Here is a 15,276-nt window from a genome sequence, read left to right as displayed (position 1 = left end):
ACTGAATACTTTTATTATATTTCTTTAATTGTATTCACAATCGTTCCTATTCCTTCTACAGTTGCTTCAACTACATCTCCATCGTACATCCATTCTTGAGGATTTCTTCCGGCTCCAACGCCTGCAGGAGTTCCAGTTGCAATGATGTCGCCAGCTTCTAATGTGAAAACGGTGCTTAAATCTTCAATTAAATCGTTGATGTTGAATAGCAAAAATTTGGTATTTGAATTTTGTTTTTCAACACCATTTACTGTTAAAGATAAATTTAGGTTATGCGGATTTTCGATTTCGTCTTTTGTTACTAAATATGGTCCCATTGGAGCAAAAGTATCTTGTCCTTTAGATACAATCCATTGTCCTTCTCTGCGACAATCACGTGCCGAAATATCGTTAATTACGGTATAACCAAAAACATAATCTAATGCTTCAGATTTAGCAACGTATTTGCCTTTCTTTGAGATAATTACAGCTAACTCAACTTCCCAATCCAATTGTTCTGTTAACTTAGTATTTTTAATGATTTCTGTATTAGTAGCCGTAACGGTTGTTGGTGGTTTAGAAAAGATAATTGGTTTTTGAGGAAGCTTTCCTGTTGTATCTAATGTACGAGCGCTTTCTGCAACGTGTTCGGTATAATTTAAACCTATTCCGATGATATTTTTTCTTGGTTTTTCGATGGGTGCTAAAATCGTAACTTCATTCATCTCACAAGCGATTTCTTCAAAGAAATTCTCAGGAGTTTCTGAAATTAGTTCTGTAATTTCAGCAATGATTTCAAATCCCATATCAATTAATTCCAACATATCGTTTGGCAAAGGAAAATTGGATATATCTCCAAAATATTGCATATCAATAACTTGGTTGTTATGAATAAAGCCTAAACGTGCATCTGTGTCTTGTGTTTTGTAGGTAAGTAGTTTCATTTAATATTAATTTTCTATTGCAATAGTAGTTATTTTGTTTTCTTTATTTTTTATTGTTAACGAGTAATTTGATTTATTTTTCCAATTCTTTTTATGAGATAAATAATTGCACAACGACATTTCAGAAATGTTTACTTGGTCGATACTAATTACTTCATCACCCGAATTCATTACTCGTTTAAGATTTTCATCCCAAATTAATCCAATAACAACTTTATCATTTTGTAAAGAAGTTTGAAATTTTGGTACTGCCTTTAGTTCAACGTTACTTATTGGTTCAAAGTAAAATTTCTTATTTATAAAATCAAATGTTAAGTTACCATGTTTCAAAAAATCTAATCCTATTCTCGAATTATTATCACTAGTAGTTGATAGAACCATGTTTTTGAGTTCATAATGATTAAGCATGGTGGTTTCTACTCGGACTAATTTTTGTTCACTAGCAACACCAGAGCCAAAAATCCCTATATCACCAATTCCTGTTGAAGTAGCAAGAACACTAAATATATCGAGTTTCTCAAAAATAGAGAATGCTCTTTTTGACATGTCATATAGTCCATCCATTCCGGTATCAACAAGAACCATATCTGAAGCTTTCTTTCTATCTTTTCCAAAAAATTTAAGTTTAACATAGGGTGAAAGTTGATTGTTAATTAAAACCATTTTAATAGGTTTTTTTTCAATTTTCAATCGTTTAATATTGTTGGTGATTGTAATAGTTTTGTTTTGACTATTGATTTTAAATATGGACATTCGAAATAAATTGCTACCAATAATTCCATCAATACCAAAACACTTTAAAAGGTTGTGTTTTTCAAAATCATAAACTAATCCGGCTTGATTTTCAAAAGTTAAGTTTCCTATTTTTAATTGCGGAACTATGACAGATTTCATACTATCATTTTGATTATTTGCGTCACTTATGTTTATAGAGTCACCAATTATTAAATTATTTTCTTTTAAAATAGTATTAGAAAATATGTTTGGAGCGCCTGTATCTAACATGAATCTATAGTTCTGTCCATTAATAGTAATTGGGAGAATTATTTTTCCAAATACTAATTCATATTTTATTTCTTCAAAATAGTCTTTTGAATTTACTGAACCTTGATTAAAATTTATATTTTGTGTAAAAGAACACAAGGGTAGTAACAATGTCAGATATATTATCAAACTTCTCATAAAAATTCAACTTTAATTACAGAATAAATTGATGTCCATTATTCTCTTCCAATTCTCTTGATTGAAATAAACCTAAACTTTCAATTACTGGCAAATCGTTAAATTGGAATAAGCAAGCATCTTCAGTTTCAGATAAGTTATGATGTTCGTGCCATGCCCAACTTGGAACACAGAAAATATCGCGTTCCTTCCAATCGAAGCGCTGTCCATTAATAATTGAATATCCTTTTCCTTTTGCACATTGATATACAAATGAACCTGTATGTTTGTGTGCTTTTCCTTTAAATCCAGCAGGTAATAATTGCATGGCTGCACCCATCGTTTGCATCACGTGTCCGCCAGTTAACGGATTGGAATATTGCATGAAAATTCCATCAAATGGATTGACTTCATTCACTTTTTGAGCTTCTAACAAGGCTAGATACACATTTTTCCAAGAATATTTGAACAAAGGTGAATAGGGTTTATCCCAAGTCTTGTCTGCAGGAATTAATCCCGCACAACCATAAGTAATAGGCGAGTAGTTTAATGGTTTTACCAATTCTTGTTTGCCATCATAAACCGCATAATCATTGGCTTCTAAAGCATTGACTAACGGAATATCTAAACCATCTTGCCAAATGCAGGTTTTTCCACCTTCATTAACGCCATGTTCATGCCAAGTAGAGTTTGGTGTAATAACAAAATCATTTACTTCCAACATGATCTTATTACCATCTACCACGGTATAACCACCTTCACCTTCCATAATAAAACGTAGGGCAGAAGCACGATGACGATGCGCTGAAGTAAATTCACCAGGACGTGTAACTTGAATTCCGGTGTATAACCAACCCACAGCAGCGGAAACGTCTTTTCGTTTGTCGTTTACCAAATATACTACACGTCTTCCCGCTTGTTCAGGTGTTACTAATTCTGATGATTTTAAAACCAAATCCCGTAAAGTATCGTATTTCCAAAGCATTGGAACAGATGATGAACGAGGTTCCCAAGGTTCGATATCATTAGCTACTGTCCATAATGCACCAGCGCCTAATGTTTCTAATTCTTTATAATAGGCTTTTAGTTCGTCTGAGTCTTGCACACGAGCTCTTCCGTATTGGTCGTCTGAATAGTTATTTTCTTCCATAGTAAGTTGTCTTAATACTTAATTCTCTAGTCTTAATACTATCTTTTATTAAATTCCTCGTGATTATCGATAAACGTAATTTTTCGAGTAGGAGCGGTGTTTACTCGTAAATCGAAAATATCAAATCTATTGTAATGTCCTAGAATATCGTGCATTTGTTTGGGTTGGATGCATTTTGCTAAATCAATTTCGGCATACACCATTCCTTCTTCATCAATTAATGGTTGCCCAATTACAGCTCCATTTGGACCAATAAATCCTGAAAAAGCAGAACTTTTTCTATCCAATAATTCATCTACATTCGGAACATCAGCACGTAAAGCATCTTTGATTTCTTGCGAAACAGTCGAACAGGAAACAATTGTAAACAATTTTCCTTCAAACGAATGCGCTGCGGCACGAATTTTAATTGCTTCTGCCATATCGTAATCGGGTGGCGCTACTGGAAGTGAAATATAATTGGCGATGTGAATCAATTCGCCTTGAGAAAGTAGCGTAAAACGCGCTAAAGTATTGGTGTTTTCGCCACAAGCTAAGGTGCCGATTGGACCAATTTCTGTATTGTACACTTTTAACGAAGAACCATCACCTGAAGACCAAGTTAGTTTTTCGGCCCATGTTGGGACTAATTTTCTGTGTTTTCCAACGAAAACTCCTTTGTTGTCGATGATTAAATTGGTATTGTAAATTTCGCCATAGCTATTGCCACGTTCGTTGATTCCCATTACAATATGAATATCATTGTCTTTGGCAGCTAAGCAAAGCTTCTTGATTTCTGGACCTGCTACGTCAACCGAATTTTTATATAATTCTTCGTACCATTTACTCCCTTGAACTGGCGTCATAATCCAATTCCAATAGGGATATCCAGCGATAAATACTTCTGGAAAAGCGATTAATTTTGCTCCGTTATTACTGGCTTCTTTAATAAAAGAAATGGCTTTATCTACTGTTTTTTCTACATTTAGAAATACAGGTGACGTTTGAACGGTTGCGGCTTTGAATTTTTTGAATTCCATAATAATTGTATTAAGATTTGAGTATTAAGTATTAAGACTAAATACTGAAATTTTATTCTTCATTTCTTCTGTAAAAGGTTCTGCTTTGATGCCGTTTCTTTCTGGGTTGAAAGCTACGTTTACTAAGGTAACTTCGCCTTCTAAAACGGTATTTTCTGCTTCATTTACAAACTGAAATCCGCAAAGAATAGAGGAGTTTTTTAATTCTTTTACCCACAATTTTTTGGTTAAGATTTCGCCTAATCTAGCAGCATTTTTGAATTGTATTTTTAAATCAACCGTTGGAATACCATTGGTTTCGTGCATTTTTGAAAAAGGACGATCTAAGGCTTCTTCAAACCAATCTTCTACTAAACAATTTAGCATTTCTAAAAATCGGGGATAGAAGACAATTCCAGCATAATCAACATGTTGGAAACGTACTTTTTCTTGTTTTGTGAATTGACTCATTATATATGTCTTGATACTTAATACTAAAATCTTAATACTTATTTTAACTTAAATCGTTGTATTTTTCCTGTTTCCGTTTTTGGCAAACAATCCACGAAATTAATCACTCTTGGATATTTATAGGGTGCAGCTACTTCTTTGAACCAGTGTTGAATACGATTTTTCATTACATCAGTTGCTTTAGTATTATCGTGTAATACAATATGCGCACAAACTAACATTCCTCGTTCTTCATCAGGTAAGCCAACCACAGCACATTCCAAAATATCTTCGTGGGTTAAAAGTACGGATTCTACTTCAATTGCCGCAATATTATAGCCAGAAGAAATTATCATATCATCACCACGTGCCACAAAATAGAAGTAACCTTCTTCATCTTGACGGAAAATATCGCCTGTGATGTTCCAACCTTTTTCTACGTATTCGCGTTGTTTTTCTTCTCGGTTTAGGTATTTACAACCTGTAATTCCACGAACCGCTAATCTTCCAGCTTCATTTCTTGGTACTTCGTTGCCTTGTTTGTCTATGATTTTTGCTTCGTAACCCGTAATCGCTTTTCCTGTAGCGCCAGGTTTCATGTTCTCTTCGTTAGAAGAAATGAAAATATGCAACATCTCGGTAGCACCGATTCCGTCAAATATTTTTAAACCTGTAGCATCGTACCAATCTTGCCAAACTTTAAATGGTAACGTTTCGCCAGCAGAAACACATTTTCTTAAGCTAGAAATATCGAAATCTTTAACTTTTATGGTGATAATACGCCAAGCGGTGGGTGCGGTAAAACAAATCGTAATTTTAAAATCTTGAATCGCTTTTAACAATAAATCTGGACTCGGTTTTTCGATTAAGAAAGTTGAAGCTCCAAAATACATTGGAAACAACACCAATCCACCTAAACCAAATGTAAATCCTAATGGCGGACTTCCTGTGAAAATATCGTTTTGTGTTGGTTGTAAAGAATAGTTTGGAAACGCTTCACAAATATTCAAAATATCTTTGTGATAATGTGCTGTCATTTTAGGTAAACCCGTTGTTCCAGAAGTGAAGCCAATCAAGGCCACTGAATCCGATTTCGAATGATAATTGTCGAAAGTTTTCGGTTTAGTAGCCATTAATTCCTCCAATTGTGAATTCCCATAAAAACACGTTTGTTTTAGAAAATCGTCCCGAAACTTCGGGATTACCAAATGAATTTCTTCTTCCAATTCTTTATCGCACAACACATGCGAAATTTCGGCACAATCGATAATCGTAGTCAATTCTTTAGAACGAAGCAATGGCATGGTAGCTACTACAATTCCGCCCGCTTTTAAAATAGCAAACCAACACGCAACCATCATGGGATTGTTAGCAGAACGAATCAAAACACGATTACCTGATTGTAAACCTAAATCATCCACCAAAACATGTGCAATTTGATTCGCTTTTTCAAATAAATCTTGATACGTCCAAGTTTCCTCAAACGTGCGAATACAACTATTATTTCCACGACCATTATGAATGTGACTATCTAACAATTTATCAACGCAATTCAGTATTTCAGGTTGTTGGAATTGCGGTAAATCCAAAAAGGTATACTCTGGTTGTAATTCCAGAGCTGGTAAGCTATTGTGAGCGAAATTATCTTGGTAATGTTTCATAATGATTAGTTTCTCGCAAATCCCTAAATTTCGGGAGCAAAAGTCGCAATTTTGTCTTAATACTTAATTCTACAATCTTAATACTACTTTTTATTACTTTTAGGTTTTAACGATTTTTTCATGCCTTCCACTTGTTTTTTTTCCGAAGCTTTTAGCGGATACAAATGCGAAACGCCCATTTTATATGGATTTGGAATATCATTTGCTTGAAATTGTTCGTAAGCTTGTGCGTTTCTAACGAAATTAGCATCCAACAATAAAGGTCGTCCTAAAGCGACTAAATCGGCTCTTCCGTTTAAAAGAATCGTGTTGATTTGGTCAATATCTTGAATGTATCCAGCAGTTATGGTTGGAATATGAACCGTATTTCTAACCGCGTCTGAAAATGGCGTTTGCCACATTCTACCTGTTAATGGTTTTTGACCAGCAACAGTATTTCCTGTTGAAACATTAATAATGTCAACTCCAGCAGCTTTGAAAGCGGTTGCAATTGTTATGACTTCTTGTTCTGATATTCCATTTTCTGCCCAATCCGTTGCTGAAATTCGCACTGAAATTGGTTTATCCATTGGGAATACTTCACGAATGGCTTTAAAAACTTCTAAAGGATATTTTAAACGATTTTCGATGCTTCCGCCAAATTCATCCGTACGAATATTAGTTAAAGGCGACAAGAAAGAAGCCAATAAAAAGCCGTGATGCGCTTGTAATTCAATCATATCAAAACCAGCTTCTTCTACATTTTTAGTAGCTTGAACGAATTGTGCTTTGATTTCAGCCATATCTTCCAAAGTCATTTCCTTTGGAGTAGCGAAATTGTCATTAAATGGAATAGGAGAAGCGGAAATTAAATACCAAGGTGTTTCCATTGGTCCGTTACCTTCCCAAGGTTTTTTCGTAGCTCCTTTTCGTCCAGAATGACCTAATTGAATTCCTATTTTAGTAGAAGTATTATTATGAATGAAATCGGTAATTTTTTTCCATTGATTCAATTGCTCTGCATTATAAATTCCCGCGCAACCTTCTGTAATTCTTCCCGTATCGGAAATGGCGGTCATTTCGGTGATGATTAATCCTACGCCTCCAGTAGCGCGACTTCCATAATGCACTAAATGCCAATCGGAAACTAATCCGTCTGTAGCAGAATATTGTCCCATTGGCGACATAACAATGCGGTTTGGGAGTTCTAGTTCTCTAATTTTAAAAGGAGTAAATGCTGCCGAAACAATCTCGACTTCGCTCGATTTGAAAAGATTATCATTAAACTCTTTTAGAACTTTATCTGTAAATGATTTATCGCGTAATCTTAGATTCTCATACGTCACTTTTTTAGAACGGGTCATGCATCCAAAAGCAAATTGTTGGAATGGGTGTTGCATGTGACGATCCATGTTTTCGAACCAATCTAAAGAAACGACTGCCGCATATTGAATCATTTCTACCGTATTTCTTCTGGTTTTATCATATTGCTCGAAAGCGGCTTGCACATTATTTGGATTCGCAATTATAGCATCTGATAAACCGATTGCACAATCCATCGCTAATTTCGTTCCTGAACCAATAGAGTAGTGGGCTGTAGCTTTGGCATCGCCTAGTAAAACGATGTTGTTATGATACCATTTTTCATTTGTAACATGGGGAAACTGACGCCAATGCGATTTGTTTGAAATCAATGAATGTCCGTCTAATTCATCTTTGAAGATTTCAGCGATTTTGGTCATGGTATCTTCTTCATTGGTCACTTCAAAACCATGTTTTTGCCAAGTTTCGTCTGAACATTCGAAAATCCAAGTACTCATACCTTTTTCGTATTGATAACTATGGGCAACAATAGTTCCGTGAGGCGTACTTCTGAAGAAATAAGTGAAAGCATCAAGAGGTTTTGTTGAGCCTAACCAAACGAATCGGTTTTTCTTTAATTCGATTTTAGTTCCGAATTCTTTTTGGTATTGAGTACGAACAGCACTTGCGATTCCGTCAGCAGCTAAAATGATATCTGAATCGGCAAATTGCGATAAATCATCTACATTTTGTTCGAAATGCAGATTTACGCCTTCTTCAATACAACGTTGTTGTAATAGTTGTAACAATGTTTTACGAGAACAACCGCAAAAACCATTTCCAGCAATATTCACAGATTCACCATCACGAGCTACGATAATATCATCCCAATAGGCAAATTTACTTCGGATAAGTTCATACGATTGCATGTCGCGTTTAAGGAATTCCCCTAGCGTTTCATCAGAAAAAACTACTCCAAAACCAAAACTATCGTCGGGTTTATTGCGTTCGTAAATATCGATTTGGCAATGAGGCATTGCTTTTTTAGTTAATATCGAAAAGTAAAGTCCGCCTGGACCACCACCTATAACTGTTATTTTCATGTTTTTAATTGATAATTAACAATGAACAATTGATAATTAGTTATTGTCTTTTGATTGAAAAAATTTCTCCTAATTTACTATAATTTGAACCTGCTAAACGCGCAACTGGTTTGTATTTATCTAAGTTAATTCTATAATTTTCCATTAGAATAGTATCATCTATGTGTATCGTTATAATTTTACCAATAATAATACAAGCACCACCATTTTGATGATTTTCAATGAAATAATGATGTACCATTTCGCATTCAAAATGTACTAAGCTTTCTTTGACACGTTTTGGTTTGATGTAAATAGCATTAATTGGAGTAACACCTGCTAATTCGAATTCGTCAATATCAGAAGTTACACTTTGAGAAGTTGTGTTCATTTGTACTACAACTTCTTCGGTAACTAAATTGACCACAAATTGTTTGTTGTCTAATATATTATTTAAAGTGTCTTTGTTTTTATTTCCAGTTCGAACCGTGGAAAACATCACATGTGGTGGATCTTCGCTTACTACGTTAAAAAAAGAAAAAGGAGCAAGGTTATTGATTCCGTTATTGTCAATTGTCGAAACCCAACCTATTGGTCGAGGAATAACAGTTCCGGTTAACAGCTTATATAAAGCTGAAGATTCGGTATTTTGTATATCGAATTGCATGGTTGTATTGTTTTTACAAATTAAAACAAAAAAAAGCAAGGTTACTATATCGATTTAGCAAAAAAAGAATATTTTTAAAAAACAATTCTGTCAAAAAAAGAAAAAAGTATTAATTTTATAATCAAATAAATAATTCATGAGTTATTATAAAATACACGATTTAGAAAACTACTTTAAAATGTATAAGAAGTCGGTGCGAGAACCAAGAAAATTTTGGGATCGTATAGCCGATGAAAATTTCACATGGTATCAAAAATGGGATAAAGTTTTTGAAGTTGACATGCAGGAAGCTAATTTTAAGTGGTTTCTAAATGCGAAAGTAAACATTACAAAAAACTGTATTGATAGACATTTAGCAAAAAGAGGCGATAAAACTGCTATTATTTTTGAACCTAATGATCCAAGTGAAGTAGCTCAGCATATTTCTTATAACGAATTATACGTTCGTGTTTCAAAAATGGCAAATGTTCTAAGAGATCAAGGTATCAAAAAAGGAGATAGAGTTTGTATCTATTTACCCATGATTCCAGAATTAGCCGTTGCTGTTTTGGCTTGTGCACGAATTGGTGCTATACATTCTGTTGTATTTGCAGGATTTTCATCTTCGGCAGTTGCTAGTCGTATTAATGATAGCGAGTGTAAAATGGTAATTACTTCAGATGGAAGTTATAGAGGTAATAAATCAATCGATTTAAAAGGAATTGTTGACGAAGCTTTAGAAAAATGTCCTTCAGTTGATACGGTTTTAGTTGTTAATAAAACTAATACAGAAGTAACGATGAAAGAAGGTAGAGATTTATGGCTACAACCTTTATTAGATGCTGCTTTAGGAAATAATATTGCTGAAATAATGGATGCAGAAGATCCGTTATTTATTTTATATACTTCGGGTTCTACCGGAAAACCAAAAGGAATGGTTCATTCAACTGCTGGTTATATGGTGTATACCGCTTATACGTTTAAAAATGTGTTCAATTACGAAGAAAATGACGTGTATTGGTGTACAGCAGATATTGGATGGATTACAGGTCACTCTTATATTTTATACGGACCACTTTTAAATGGTGCTACCACAGTGATTTTTGAAGGAGTACCTTCTTATCCAGACTTTAGTCGTTTTTGGGAAGTGATTGAAAAACATAAAATTACTCAGTTTTATACAGCTCCAACAGCAATTCGTGCATTGGCAAAAGAAAGTTTAGATTTTGTTCAAAAGTTTCCATTAACCTCATTAAAAGTAATTGGTTCGGTTGGAGAGCCTATTAACGAGGAAGCTTGGCACTGGTATAACGATCACGTAGGAGGAAAGCGCTGTCCGTTAGTAGATACATGGTGGCAAACCGAAACGGGAGGAATTATGATTTCACCTATTCCGTTTGTAACACCTACCAAGCCAACGTATGCTTCATTACCATTACCAGGAATTCAGCCTGTTTTAATGGATGAATTACGTAATGAAATTGAAGGAAATCAAGTCACGGGAGCTTTGTGTATTAAATTCCCATGGCCATCTATGGCGAGAACCATTTGGGGTGATCACCAACGTTATAAAGAAACTTATTTCACAGCTTTTCCAGGAAAATATTTCACAGGAGATGGAGCTTTGCGCGATGAAGTAGGATATTATAGAATTACGGGTAGAGTAGATGATGTTATTATTGTTTCGGGGCATAATTTAGGAACGGCTCCAATTGAAGATGCCATCAACGAACATCCAGCAGTAGCAGAAAGTGCTATTGTAGGTTTCCCTCATGACATTAAAGGAAATGCGTTATACGGATTTATTATTTTAAAAGAAACAGGTGAAGGCCGTGATAGAACTAATTTAGCAAAAGAAATTAATCAATTGATTTCTGATCAAATTGGTCCGATTGCGAAATTAGATAAAATTCAATTTGTAAGTGGTTTACCAAAAACACGTTCAGGTAAAATCATGCGTAGAATATTAAGAAAGATTGCTGAAGGAGATTTCTCCAATTTTGGAGATATTTCAACTTTATTAAATCCTGAAATAGTGGATGAAATTAAAGATGGCAAACTCTAGTTTTTAGTTTTATTGGTTAAAAAACTGCTTCAGCAATGGGGCAGTTTTTTTTATTTTAAATAATTTTCTAAAATAACCTTCATTTTTAAATATCCTTTTTCATTCGGATGAACTCCATCATGGCTATATTCCTTAGGCAAACCCTTTGTATCGTCTGCCATATTTGAAAAATAATCTACGTATGGAATGGAATTAGCTTCAGAAATTTTCTTTAATCTATTATTTAATTCTACTACTTTTTCAACCGGATTAATTTTATGATTCCAAGGAATTATAGCAGCAGGAAGTAGCGAGCACAGTATTACTTCAATCTTGTTATCTAAAGCTCTTTTAATCATGGATTGAATATTTATTACTATTTCATCTAAAGAAATAGGGCCGTTGTTTTCGGCAATATCATTAATTCCAGCTAAAATCACTATTTTTTTGGGTTTAATTTTAAGAGCATCATTTTGAAATCGAAAAGAAATTTGTGTGGTAGTTTGACTACTTATTCCTCTATTAATATAGCCATTTTGACTAAAAAATGAAGCATCATATTGTTTCCAATATTCTGTTATAGAGTCTCCAATAAACACAATTCTATTACCACTATTCACTTTTAAGCCTAGCTTTTCATTTTCTAATGCGTATTTTTCTAAATAAGCCCAATCGTCTTGCATTCTTTATTAAATTTCTAATTTTCTTTTTAATTTTAAAAACAATAAAGCGGTTATAAAAGCATCGCCACTTGCAGTATGCCTATCTGATTTTCGTATTTTATAAATATCGCATAATTCGTCTAATGAACTGTGTTGTTCTTGAGGAATATACTTTAATTTTTGATACATTACATCAGTATCCATTACCTGATTTTTCAATTTCCCAACATCTAAACGAGCTAATCCTTGATTGATCATTTCAATATCAAAATCAACATGATGTCCTACTAAAGTAGCATCTTTAATGAATTCTAAAAATCGAATAATAGCCTCTGCTTCCACGATTTTTTCTTCTTTACCTTCTTTTAAAATACCATGAATAGGAACAGATTCTACTTTAAAAATGTCTTGAATTAAAAACACTTCCATAAAATCGCCAACAATTATTTGATTGTTTTCAATTGCAACTGCGCCAATAGATAAAACACGATCTGATTTATAATCTAAGCCAGTAGTTTCGCAATCGAAAACAACATAACGTTTCTTTTTATTCTGATTTTCTTCAAAATATGAAAGGTAACTTATCCAAAACTTTGGATGATCTTTAACTATTTTTTTAAACCAATTAAATGCCATAGTCTAAGTAAAATAAGTTAGTTGAAAACGATTTTTTATAACTTCTTGAATATCGTTAATTGGCTGAAAATCATTCTTAAGTTTTACTTTATCCAACTTTGATAACTCGCTTAAATTCAAATACCTACCATTAGACTGACTTTTTAAACCTTCTTCGGTTCTAAATTTTAATAATTCGGAAAAAGCATCAGCACATGCTTCATAAACAGACGCATTTTGAGGCTCTAATTCGGCTAGTTTTGCGTATCTGGAAATTGTGTTGGAAACATTTTTAATTCCTTTACTAAGAGAAATTATTCGGGCAGCATCTATCAAAGGCATTAAGGCTCTTCCTTTTAAATCAAAAGTGTCTTTATGTTCGCCATCGTTTTCTACTAAAAACTGACGAAAAAAGCCTAATGGTGGTGGATTCTTTAGCGCATCTGCACCTAAATAAGCAAAAAATAATTGATTATCGTGTGTTTCTTCGTGTATGGTTTTGGTTATTTCATCAACTAACGTTTCATTTCCATAAACAAAGTCATAATCAAAGAAAATCGTACATAAAAGAATACCTTTTTCTCCTGGAGCGGTAATCCAACCTTTAAATTGATTTTTCCAGTCGGAGAGAGATTTACACCATTGCGGATTACTGGCCATCATTTCTGCGGGACAATATTCGTAACCCACTTTATTTAGTGTTTTAGTAACTTTTTCTGCTAATTCGATAAAATAGTGTTTTACTGAATCGTATTTTTCTTCGGCAACATCTTCAAAAACAATAGCATTATCTTGATCAGTTAATAATAATTGTTCTTTTCTGCCTTGACTTCCAATATTTAACCAAGCAAATTGGGCTGGAGGAGGAGAACCTATTTTTTCAATAGCCAATTCAATTGCTCTATTTGTTATGGCTAAGTTGATTTCGCCGACTATAGAAGAAATATGTTGAATAGGTACATTTTTATCCAAAGAATGTTGAATTAAATCGGATAGTTTTTCTCTAACTTCTTTTAAATCAGCAGATTTTAAAGCTCTTTTACATTGCTTTAATAAAACGCCTGGGTTATTAGCTTGAGCAACAACAATATCATGTTCTGTAATAATTCCGGTAATTTCAGAATCTACAGAGCCATCTCTAGTTACACATAAGTGCGAAACATTATTTTTAAGCATCATAATTTGAGCTTCGGCAATAGAAAGATTATCTGCAACTGTAATTACAGGAGAAGACATAATTTTATCTATGGTAACTTCGATTCTAAATAAACCCGTTGCAATTTTAGAGCGTAAATCTTTATCGGTAACAATTCCAATTGGTTTTCTGTCTTTATGAATTATCATACTGCCAATTTTGCTACTAGACATAGTTTGAGCAACAAACCGAACAATATCGCTTGGTGAAGCAGTTATTGGATTTGCTGTATACTTTATAGGTTGGTAATACTGAATTTCAGCATTTTGATCATTATAAATAACATTTTCTGAAATTAATTTTCCTTTATGATTTTTATCGTAAGGATTTCTCGTATTTGAAGCAAAGCTTTCTAATAGAAAACTTAACACATTTGCATTCTCAGCAACAAACGGTTTAAAAACATCAATTGGAATAGCATAAATAATACTTTCTTCACGAGCTTTTGCTGTCATTAAATAATTATCCTTTGCAAAAAATGGTCGTAAACCTAAAATATCGCCTTCGTCACATTTATCAATTAAAACATCATCTGTATCAGAAGTTACAGATAAACCAATTGCTCCAGAATGAACTACATAAAAAAAGGAATGTGTCACATCATGTATTTTAAAAAGTGTCTCATTTTTTTCTAAATATAAAACATTACAACTTTTTGCTATCAGTAATAATTCTTGATAGGTTAAACTCGAAAAAGGAGGATAGTTTTTAAGAAAATCAGTTATACGTTCTGCAATTGGATTTTTCATAGATACAGCATTTACTATACGAAGGTACAAAATTATAAGATGTTATAAATCCTGATATAATAAAAATTCTATTTTACATAATGTATATTATAATTCAATAAGTGTATTACTAAAAATAACTCATAAAAAGGTTTGTGTATAACTTATAGAAAGTTTATTTTTGTGGCTTATTACACAAATCATGGAAAACAAACAAGCCCTTAAATTGATTGAGAAAATTCAGAAAGATTTATTACAAAATAAATTTGAAGCTTCTGAGATTGTTGAAGATTTAAAAAAAATCAGAGAAATAACTTTAGAATTAAATAATCCGGTTGTAACAAAAGCTTTACGTTTAGCTTACGAACATTTGGCTTCAAATAATGCATTTTTTATTGGTATACCAGATGATGAACCAGTTGATGCAAAAGAAACTGAAGTTGAAGCAAATATTTCTGAAGAAAATAATTTAGAAAGCTTAAACTATTTCCTTTCCTTATTTACTGATTTAAGTAAGAAAAACAATGTTTTAGATTTAAAAGAATACAATAAGGCTTTTTTAGCTTATTAATTTAATTTTCTATTTTACATAATATAAATCGGTGAAATATTTTTACCGATTTTTTTGTTTTTCTTAACGCTACTATACCATCAAACTAATTAAATTTGCTTAAATTTTA

General features: G+C 33.1%; 13 protein-coding genes. 2 read left to right on the top strand and 11 right to left on the bottom strand.

The features are described from left to right. Window positions 1-14: 14 nt before the first annotated feature. From GFJ99_RS06440 to GFJ99_RS06405, 8 genes are all read right to left on the bottom strand, one after another. A complete protein-coding gene (locus tag GFJ99_RS06440; protein WP_153208032.1) occupies window positions 15-923 on the bottom strand; it encodes a fumarylacetoacetate hydrolase family protein in 909 nt (302 codons plus the stop codon). A gap of 6 nt (window positions 924-929) precedes the next feature. Continuing rightward, a complete protein-coding gene (locus tag GFJ99_RS06435; RefSeq protein ID WP_153208031.1) occupies window positions 930-2,105 on the bottom strand; it encodes a retropepsin-like aspartic protease in 1,176 nt (391 codons plus the stop codon). 16 nt (window positions 2,106-2,121) lie between these two features. Next, window positions 2,122-3,234, bottom strand: coding sequence for a cupin domain-containing protein (locus GFJ99_RS06430; protein WP_153208030.1), 1,113 nt, complete (start codon window positions 3,232-3,234; stop codon window positions 2,122-2,124). Window positions 3,235-3,272: 38 nt separating this feature from the next. Next, entirely contained in the window at window positions 3,273-4,253 is a 981-nt protein-coding gene (locus GFJ99_RS06425; RefSeq protein ID WP_153208029.1) for a carbon-nitrogen hydrolase family protein, read from the bottom strand. Window positions 4,254-4,277: 24 nt separating this feature from the next. Next, window positions 4,278-4,703 (bottom strand): thioesterase family protein, encoded by a 426-nt coding sequence (locus GFJ99_RS06420; protein ID WP_153208028.1) that lies wholly within the window; start codon window positions 4,701-4,703, stop codon window positions 4,278-4,280. A gap of 38 nt (window positions 4,704-4,741) precedes the next feature. Then, a complete protein-coding gene (locus GFJ99_RS06415) occupies window positions 4,742-6,343 on the bottom strand; it encodes an AMP-binding protein (protein WP_008258382.1) in 1,602 nt (533 codons plus the stop codon). Window positions 6,344-6,426: 83 nt separating this feature from the next. Further along, a complete protein-coding gene (locus GFJ99_RS06410; RefSeq protein WP_153208027.1) occupies window positions 6,427-8,727 on the bottom strand; it encodes an FAD-dependent monooxygenase in 2,301 nt (766 codons plus the stop codon). 40 nt (window positions 8,728-8,767) lie between these two features. Beyond that, the gene (locus tag GFJ99_RS06405; RefSeq protein ID WP_153208026.1) at window positions 8,768-9,373 is read right to left on the bottom strand and encodes a flavin reductase family protein; all 606 of its coding nucleotides are present in this window, start codon (window positions 9,371-9,373) and stop codon (window positions 8,768-8,770) included. Between the two features lie 136 nt (window positions 9,374-9,509). Here GFJ99_RS06405 and acs point away from each other — a divergent pair, with 136 nt between their 5' ends. Next, a complete protein-coding gene (acs, locus tag GFJ99_RS06400; RefSeq protein ID WP_153208025.1) occupies window positions 9,510-11,417 on the top strand; it encodes an acetate--CoA ligase in 1,908 nt (635 codons plus the stop codon). Window positions 11,418-11,467: 50 nt separating this feature from the next. On the opposite strand, the gene GFJ99_RS06395 is transcribed toward acs, so the two are convergent. The 3 genes from GFJ99_RS06395 to GFJ99_RS06385 are packed head-to-tail and all read right to left on the bottom strand — an operon-like array spanning window position 11,468 to window position 14,617. Continuing rightward, entirely contained in the window at window positions 11,468-12,079 is a 612-nt protein-coding gene (locus GFJ99_RS06395) for a GDSL-type esterase/lipase family protein (RefSeq protein WP_153208024.1), read from the bottom strand. Between the two features lie 6 nt (window positions 12,080-12,085). Then, entirely contained in the window at window positions 12,086-12,694 is a 609-nt protein-coding gene (locus GFJ99_RS06390) for a PolC-type DNA polymerase III (RefSeq protein ID WP_153208023.1), read from the bottom strand. A gap of 3 nt (window positions 12,695-12,697) precedes the next feature. Continuing rightward, window positions 12,698-14,617 (bottom strand): DUF294 nucleotidyltransferase-like domain-containing protein, encoded by a 1,920-nt coding sequence (locus GFJ99_RS06385; RefSeq protein ID WP_153208022.1) that lies wholly within the window; start codon window positions 14,615-14,617, stop codon window positions 12,698-12,700. Between the two features lie 181 nt (window positions 14,618-14,798). On the opposite strand from GFJ99_RS06385, the gene GFJ99_RS06380 reads away from it, so the two are divergent. Then, the gene (locus GFJ99_RS06380; protein WP_008258358.1) at window positions 14,799-15,167 is read left to right on the top strand and encodes a hypothetical protein; all 369 of its coding nucleotides are present in this window, start codon (window positions 14,799-14,801) and stop codon (window positions 15,165-15,167) included. Window positions 15,168-15,276: the final 109 nt, after the last annotated feature.

Origin of the sequence: Flavobacterium sp. LMO6 (assembly GCF_009495795.1) — a bacterium.
Classification (GTDB): domain Bacteria; phylum Bacteroidota; class Bacteroidia; order Flavobacteriales; family Flavobacteriaceae; genus Flavobacterium.
This window is presented reverse-complemented; position numbering and strand designations above follow the sequence as displayed.

Coding starts and splice junctions, on each gene's coding strand:
- GFJ99_RS06440 (WP_153208032.1), bottom strand. CDS start 923: ATGAAACTACTTACCTACAAAACACAAGACACAGATGCACGTTTAGGC.
- GFJ99_RS06435 (WP_153208031.1), bottom strand. CDS start 2,105: ATGAGAAGTTTGATAATATATCTGACATTGTTACTACCCTTGTGTTCT.
- GFJ99_RS06430 (WP_153208030.1), bottom strand. CDS start 3,234: ATGGAAGAAAATAACTATTCAGACGACCAATACGGAAGAGCTCGTGTG.
- GFJ99_RS06425 (WP_153208029.1), bottom strand. CDS start 4,253: ATGGAATTCAAAAAATTCAAAGCCGCAACCGTTCAAACGTCACCTGTA.
- GFJ99_RS06420 (WP_153208028.1), bottom strand. CDS start 4,703: ATGAGTCAATTCACAAAACAAGAAAAAGTACGTTTCCAACATGTTGAT.
- GFJ99_RS06415 (WP_008258382.1), bottom strand. CDS start 6,343: ATGAAACATTACCAAGATAATTTCGCTCACAATAGCTTACCAGCTCTG.
- GFJ99_RS06410 (WP_153208027.1), bottom strand. CDS start 8,727: ATGAAAATAACAGTTATAGGTGGTGGTCCAGGCGGACTTTACTTTTCG.
- GFJ99_RS06405 (WP_153208026.1), bottom strand. CDS start 9,373: ATGCAATTCGATATACAAAATACCGAATCTTCAGCTTTATATAAGCTG.
- acs (WP_153208025.1), top strand. CDS start 9,510: ATGAGTTATTATAAAATACACGATTTAGAAAACTACTTTAAAATGTAT.
- GFJ99_RS06395 (WP_153208024.1), bottom strand. CDS start 12,079: ATGCAAGACGATTGGGCTTATTTAGAAAAATACGCATTAGAAAATGAA.
- GFJ99_RS06390 (WP_153208023.1), bottom strand. CDS start 12,694: ATGGCATTTAATTGGTTTAAAAAAATAGTTAAAGATCATCCAAAGTTT.
- GFJ99_RS06385 (WP_153208022.1), bottom strand. CDS start 14,617: ATGAAAAATCCAATTGCAGAACGTATAACTGATTTTCTTAAAAACTAT.
- GFJ99_RS06380 (WP_008258358.1), top strand. CDS start 14,799: ATGGAAAACAAACAAGCCCTTAAATTGATTGAGAAAATTCAGAAAGAT.